This is a genomic window from Bacteriovorax sp. DB6_IX (assembly GCF_000447775.1).
Lineage (GTDB): Bacteria > Bdellovibrionota > Bacteriovoracia > Bacteriovoracales > Bacteriovoracaceae > Halobacteriovorax_A.
Genome location: NZ_AUNJ01000028.1, coordinates 1 through 7,341 on the forward strand (window position 1 = coordinate 1; position 7,341 = coordinate 7,341).

Sequence of the window (7,341 nt, forward strand, 5' to 3'; positions counted from 1 at the left end):
GGGCTTTTTTTATATTAACTTACATAAATCAACGACACTAAATTCTCGAATCGTAAATCTCACACTCTTCTTAGGGCCTGAATTCCCCTTTTGTATAAAGACTTCATATTCTTTTTCTTTAGAAACTTCTTCAGAAAAGTCAGTTGGAAAACGAATCCCAGGCTTCATCCCAATAGGAACTCTCTCGACTCTATTTTCTCCATAGAGTTCAAAAGAAATACTTCCATGAAAACAAGCTCGACTAGTCATGAGGTAACCAAATCGTGCCTCAGGAGTTGGTTCAATTTCAACAATATTCTCTGCACCTTTTCTAAATGATAGATCTTTTGCAACGAAATGTTCTCTCTTAGGTGTTTCTACACGCACAACATATCCTGCGCCTTCTTTCACTTCAAATGTATTGAAAACATCAACTTTCGTTTCTTTTCCATTTACATAGAGCTTATCAACTCTTCTTTCAAAGTTTTTAACCTTAACTTTGGCCAATCTTCTTGCCTTAGTCTTAGTGGTTTTATTTGTTGCACTACCAGGAGTTCTCACATTATTTTGAGCAACTTGTGCTGGTCCACCAGTCATTGTTACCACGTCTGGATTTTTAAAGTATATAGAATCCACCAAGAAGGGCGATACCGGCAACTAGAGCAGCCACAATTCCACCGCTTGATTTTTTGGCGGTCTTTCTTTTTCTTCACTCTTCTTATCTTAGTTTTCTTTGTTTTATCTTTGATATCAAGCTTTTTAACTTTAGTCTTAGACCTCGTTAAATCAACTTTCTTATTCCCAATCGTAACTTCAGACTGAGTAAAACCACCTGAAGAAGCGTCCTCAACAGTAATGCCTTGATCAGCATCATCATCAAAACCAAAGTCAAGAACCTGTTCCTGAGCCTTCTCTGACCTGTTCCATTACTAATACTAGTTTGAGTAGCTTCAAGGGCCTTTCCTCCCCTTCTTGCTCTCTTTTCATATCTTCTAGATATGGCTTAATATCAATTTGTCCAAATTGATAAAGTCTTTCTCTATCTTTTTTAATTTCTTCTTTAAATAGCTCTTTAGCAAAGTAAGATAGATCTGAAGCATTAAAGTCTGGATATGTTGAGTATAGGAACTTATTAAGTGCTCTACCAAACTCCTCTAGAGTTTGATATCTCTTATTACGATCTTTATGTAGCGCCTTCATTACAATCTTATCTAGTTCCTCAGGAACATTTGGATTGATCGAAGATGGCTTTGGAACCTTACATTCTTGAATTTTTTTAAGAACAGCTAAATCATTTGAAGCTTTAAATAACTTTCTAGAACATAGCATCTCCCACAGAGTAATACCTACCGCAAAGAGGTCATATCTTGGATCGAGATCATGTCCATCAAGATATTCTGGAGCAAGATAAGAAAGTTTACCTTTAATTGTACCAGCTTGTGTTGCTTCTGAATTTGTTTCTGACTTCGCAATACCGAAATCGATGACTTTAACCGAGCCATCAAAAGTTAGCATAATATTGTGAGGAGAAATATCTCTGTGAACAATATTAGCAGGCTTTCCTGTTAGCTTATCAGTGAAGGTATGGGCATAGTGTAGCCCCTGACAAGATTGAATTGTAATATAAACTGAAATCTCCACAGGGAAGACAAAATTTCTCTTCTTGAGTTGATCAAGATATTCTTTTAAATTTCTTCCATCACAATATTCCATTGCAACGAATAGTTGGTCGTTCTGTAATCCATAGTCATAGGTCTGAACAATATTTGGGTGTAAAAGACCAAACGTGGTCTTAATCTCATCCATAAACATTGTCTTAAACGACTCATCTTTAGAAAACTGAGGTTGAACCATTTTAATGGCCACAACTTTATCAGCCTGCTCCCCTAAGAATCTTGCACGACAAATTTTTGCCATACCTCCATCAACGAGGTGATCTAAAATTAAATAACGTCCGAATCGATCAAATTTTCTTTCCTCGGCCATACCTTGATGCTCCTTCATTAATATTTATCGGAGTAATAAGGTTTCCTCTTTAGCTCTAAGTAAAGATTTTTTAGAGCTTTAGCTCTTTAAAATTAGGAAAGTTAATAAAAATAGGGTCTTCTAGCTTTGTCTTTTGGCAAAACAAATTCACTTTATGAAGAGAAAGTGACAGATCTTGATAATCTGGGTGCATTTTTAGAGATCTTACAAAACTTGGAGCAGCAATTTGGTGGTATTTATTTTCTCTAATTTGAGAATTAAACAAAGCATGAGATATTTTCTCTGAATCAAAAGCATAATTTATAGTAACAAGAATTTGAGCACAGTCACGAATTCTTCTTCTCTCATCAGCAGAGAACCACGTTCTAAACTCACTCTCTTCGGGTACATAGGCGTAGAGCGAGTCGAATAAAAGAGTGAGCTCATGATACCAAGAAATTCGTTTAAACTCTAAAGAGCTACTCCATGAGCTATTCTTATAAACACCACCCGTAATTCTAGCATCTCCACTCTTTGTCATATTCTTATTCAAAGAAGCGCAAGAAGCTAATGTAATTAATAGTGTTCCTAATAGAAATTTATTCATGATTCACCCATTTATTTTAAATTCTTTATCCAATTATAAATATCTTGAAAGCCCTTGTCTCGATCTATTTCGTTAAAAAATTCGTGACCTAAGTCTTCATACTTTGCCAAAGTTACTAGTTTTTCATCAAAGCTAGAAGTGAATAAGAGGCTTTTTTCCATGTCTACAACATTATCCTCAAGCCCTAGCCCAAAGAATAATGGTCGATTGATAAAATATGATGCTTTCTTAACCGAAGTAAAAAGCTCAAGTAAAGATTTATACATTCCAAGAGTGATTTTCTTGTTTACTAGAGGGTCGTGATCATAGTTTTGAGCAAGACTTTTCTCCATCGTAATGTCATCACCGGTGAAGTTTGCACTAATTCTCAATTTATCAAAAATAGACTTTTTTCCCACAAATTCTTCAATATGGAATGTCTTGTTCTTTTTGAAATCGACAGTGGGATTAATTAAGGCCACTCCTAAAACGTCAGAAACACCCAACATAAACATGGTTGCAACCAGTGCTCCTACCCCATGGCCTATGCAAATTATTTTTTTATTTTCAAAACGACAACTGAACTTGGTCCAGAACAATTCATAATCTGATTTAAATTGATGATAGTCATCAACATGTCCTCGTGTTCCACTGCTTAAGCCGTGTCCACGCATATCGATAAACGTGCATCCTATTTGCCTTTGGTTTAAAAAAGATGAAAAGTTTAAGTAGCGATCATGATACTCTCCAACATCATGAAAGAAAATCACCTGTGTCTCAAATTCCTCAATTCCATAGAACTTTACGTAAAGGCTCTCTCCAGGCTTTTTGAGTTTTAGATGCGCTATCTCTGACTTTACAGTCTTAATTTGTTTCGACATAGCTTGAGATTGCCCTCTCTGCTTCATTAGATAAATCTACGAATCTCAGAGCAAAACCTTGATTTGCTTCAAGCCTTCTCACCACAAGTCCTGTGGCCACAAAATGATAGTTATCATTATCAGGGTGCACATTTAACGTCACTTCGTCGCCAATATCACATGGAAAATCAGAAACTAAAATTTGCATTCCACCGACAGAAATATCACGACAGACACCTTCAAAAACTTCTTTAGAGTCATGGAAGAACATTCTCGCGACAAATGGTTTTCTAATATCTCTTCTCTTCTCAACTTCATCAATCGCTGGAGGTAGTCCACCAAAAACACTTTCATATACAGGCGTCTCTGCTAGGAAAATCCACTCTTTCATTCCAGGAATGTAGACAAGTGTTTTATCGTTGATTCGATTTTCATCATATGCTTTTTTCAATTCATTTAGCGTATATGGTCCATACTCAATTTGTTCTCCACCGCGATCGAGTCCTATCTTAATTGAGATCACTTTATCCGTTGCAGACAACTCTTCCCAGCTAAAGGACTTTACTTCAGACTCATCAATAACAGGAGGCATATCATTCATGGCCGGAGGCATTTGTGTTGGCTTCTCTAAAAGGTGTGCAAGCTCTTCTACTTCTTCTAGTTTTGTCCAGTTTTCAAAACCTTTCTTCCAAACATATCCATCAGAAGCAAGTCCACCATTTTCAACTAAAGCTTGTAGCTCATTCTCCTCAACAGGACCAACTCTTTCACCATTTTCAACATAATACCATTTCGTCATTTTTGATTCTCCATATACGCTATTATTTCTATTTTAACCTGTTGAATTTCCAAGGGAAATCGGTGTTAAAAACTTCCACATTTTCAATTACTAAAGTTTTTTACTCAGACTCCCGATAATAAGATTATGAAACGACTAATTTTGGTAATATTGACATTAATTTTCTACTCGTGTGCTAAAGAGGAATTCGTTCCTCCGACTAGTACGGACACTACAACAATCAGTGAAAAGAAATCAGGTTCTTCACAGTCCTGTGCTCAGTTCACCTATGTTAGGCCACCAGTTGATCTTCTCTTTCTCTGGGACAACTCAACAAGTAGTATCTATCTAAACGACCAAACAAAGGCCGCCTTAAATAGTGTCATCAATCACATTAGTGAAAGGTTTGACTATAACGTCATGATGGCGCCCCTACTTGGAACAGGGAACTCAAATACCGCTTTCTTTAGTCGTTCTGGTCATAATCCAGGAAGTGGAATTACAACAATTAATAAGTCTTATGCCTCAAGCTACCTAAGTCAGTTCCCAAGAGTTCAAGGCTCTCAAGAATCAGGTGCTCAAAGAGCGATAGACCTTATCAGAACAAACCAAACAAATGGAGTTTTTAGACCAAATGCCTATACTTTAGTTATTACGATGTCTAATGATGATGATAACTCTTGGGAAGAAGATGGTTGTAGTTATTGCTTTAACCCTGGAAGACAGACTCGTTATGCAAAGGCTAAGGCCCATGACCTTCTTTGTATGAGAGGTAATTACGATAACTCGACAGGACTTTATGATAGCGAATTTTCAACTTTTAATTCGAGTTGTTCTAACGCGCCAAAATTAGATTCTACAATGATGAGATATATTTCTATCTCTGCGCTCTTTGATAAGAATTCATGTTCTGTTTCAAGCCAACTAACGCAAAACTATGTCTATAAGGCCGTATCTGAATATCTTTACAGTACTCCATATACAAATGGTTTTACTCCACCTCCAGCGGTTGTTGTTAATCCAGAGGAACATTCAGATCACTTTAATATCTGTCGCGGTAACTTTGCCTATCTCTTTGATGGAGTCAATAATGCCATTCAAGATGCGGTTATTGCTCACGTCTATAAGTACTGGCCAATCACAAGTGATACATCGACAGAAATTGACCCAGCTTCACTAGAAGTTGTCATGTCCAATGGTTCTACTTTTGCCGAAATTCCAAATAGTGTTTCTATTGTAAGAGACTCAACTGGAAAGAATGATATGGACTCAAGTGGTAACCCTATTTCGGGATACAGAATTATTAATAGTCCAACAACAGTTAATACTAGATTCTTACCAACAGCGGGTGAATCTTTTACTGGAAGGGTTATCGAGTTATTTGGAGATGCAAAGGTAACTTATCCTGCCTGCTTACTTGTCAATTATTCAGAACCTGATTCTTACTATGGTTATGTTCATCTTGCAGATAAGCCAAATGAATCAACAATCGTTCTTAAAATCAACGGACAGATTGTTCCACAAGGTGGAGCAAATGGTTGGGAGTTAGTAAAATCTGGTGGACAACCACAGTGGATGAGTAATTTCAATATCAGAATTCAAGGACGTGGAGACTACACTCCGAAAACGCCTGCTCTATCAAAATCAGGTTACTTTCTAAAAGTTTATGGAAATGCAGTCTACAGTAATAAATCAACGGTACAAGTAACTTATAGAGATTCTAACTAAGCGTACTTATTACCACCGGCCTTCTTTGCATTATGTGCCTCAATCGCATTTTGTAAACGTAAGGCCGGAAATACTTTAAGAAGCTTCTTATAGTAAACCGTACAAGTTAGCTTATTATAATCACCAACGACAAGATCATCGCAAAGTCCGACTTTAATAGCATCAGTTAAATCTTCATCAGTAATTCCTACTTGAGCTTCTTTAAACTCTTCAAGAATAGCACTAATATCGACTCCAGCTCTATCGGCCTGCTCTCCTCTTGCTCTAAGTTGTTCAATAATCTTACCTAAGACCCTTTCACACTTAGCAGAGACTTTCATTTTCTTCTCATCTTCTTTCATTCTTTCCTGGTTAAGGAAAACGATAATACTCCTCAACCCTTCTAAATCATGAAACTGGACGACTTTAGGAAGATTATCTTCATCATTTGCCAAAGTGAGATAATGCTCTTCTTTTAAAACATTAATAAGCTCTTCGTATTTAATCTCTTGAATGGCATAGATATCGTAGAGGTAGTACTTAAGTTTATTGATATGAATTTGATGTTTTCCATCAACTTCTTCACCATGTGTCTTTCCTACTAAATACAATGTACCAAGAATTTTCAAAAGATCTACGGTATGAAAGAATTTATAAGTACTAACTTTTCCACCAGTACCAAAGCCAACAGAGTTATTTTCTAACTCTCTAACCTTATCATTAGTTTTTCTAAGTCGGTCCGCTAAAGTATTTACAATTGTCTTAAACCAAGGGTTTAATCCACTCATGGCCTTATCAAAAGCCTTAAAAGAAACACGAATGACTTCTGTTGTGACGATAGCTGAAGCAGAACAGCTTCTTCGTGCACTTTTAGAATCAAAATAGGCCATCTCTCCAATAACTTCACCAGATCTAAGAATAGCTATATCAACAAAGCCCTTTCCTTTAGGAACAAAGAGTCTTATTTGACCTTTCTGAATAATATAAAGACAATCTGCCGGGTCGTTCTGATTGAACATGATATCACCCGGTTTATATTGTATGAGTCCTGATTTACCACCAGCTTTTGGGGCTCCAGCCATTTTTCCCTCTCTTCCTAAGAAAGAATAAGTAACAAGCTAAGCTGTTACTATTACATATTTTTCTCATAACAATAATAACTCTTCACCGCTTTTGATGCAAATCATGACCACTCAATGCCCATTAATAACCGAGTCTTTCACTTGAACGGTCTTTCACACCGTCCATATAAACTTTAGTTTATATATACATACATAAATAAGTAATTAAAATTTATATATAAAAATGCCATAATGCTCTTAACCAAAGGAGGAACAGTGGTTGAAAAAGTAATTAATATTTTAAAAAATATGAGAAGAAAAAAGAAAGTCCAAGCGACAATGCTTGATGCCTATGACAGAAAAACAACATCAACAAGATCTGAACTAGACTCCGAATACTATATC

At 36.4% G+C, this 7,341-nt stretch carries 7 protein-coding genes; 1 reads left to right on the top strand and 6 read right to left on the bottom strand.

The window, feature by feature from the left end; all coding sequences use genetic code 11:
• Positions 1–9 precede the first annotated feature (9 nt).
• The 5 genes from M901_RS00845 to M901_RS00865 form a co-directional block, all read right to left on the bottom strand.
• A complete protein-coding gene (locus M901_RS00845) occupies positions 10–585 on the bottom strand; it encodes a hypothetical protein (protein WP_198295314.1) in 576 nt (191 codons plus the stop codon).
• Positions 586–867: 282 nt separating this feature from the next.
• Positions 868–1,983: a serine/threonine-protein kinase gene (locus tag M901_RS00850; protein WP_053335804.1), complete on the bottom strand. Its 1,116-nt coding sequence runs from the start codon at positions 1,981–1,983 to the stop codon at positions 868–870.
• Positions 1,984–2,035: 52 nt separating this feature from the next.
• Positions 2,036–2,551 carry a hypothetical protein gene (locus M901_RS00855; protein WP_021276261.1) on the bottom strand — a complete coding sequence of 172 codons (516 nt, stop codon included), beginning with the start codon at positions 2,549–2,551 and terminating at the stop codon, positions 2,036–2,038.
• A gap of 11 nt (positions 2,552–2,562) precedes the next feature.
• Positions 2,563–3,411: a serine aminopeptidase domain-containing protein gene (locus M901_RS00860; protein WP_034719315.1), complete on the bottom strand. Its 849-nt coding sequence runs from the start codon at positions 3,409–3,411 to the stop codon at positions 2,563–2,565.
• The gene (locus M901_RS00865) at positions 3,395–4,189 is read right to left on the bottom strand and encodes a GYF domain-containing protein (protein WP_021276259.1); all 795 of its coding nucleotides are present in this window, start codon (positions 4,187–4,189) and stop codon (positions 3,395–3,397) included. The genes M901_RS00860 and M901_RS00865 overlap by 17 nt, the downstream gene beginning before the upstream one ends.
• Before the next feature lie 126 nt (positions 4,190–4,315).
• Here M901_RS00865 and M901_RS00870 point away from each other — a divergent pair, with 126 nt between their 5' ends.
• Complete coding sequence (locus M901_RS00870) at positions 4,316–5,896, top strand: hypothetical protein (protein WP_021276264.1); 1,581 nt, start codon at positions 4,316–4,318, stop codon at positions 5,894–5,896.
• Here the strand turns inward: M901_RS00870 and M901_RS00875 are convergent.
• Positions 5,893–6,957: a Crp/Fnr family transcriptional regulator gene (locus M901_RS00875; protein ID WP_021276262.1), complete on the bottom strand. Its 1,065-nt coding sequence runs from the start codon at positions 6,955–6,957 to the stop codon at positions 5,893–5,895. The two genes, M901_RS00870 and M901_RS00875, sit on opposite strands and share 4 nt — an antisense overlap.
• Positions 6,958–7,341: the final 384 nt, after the last annotated feature.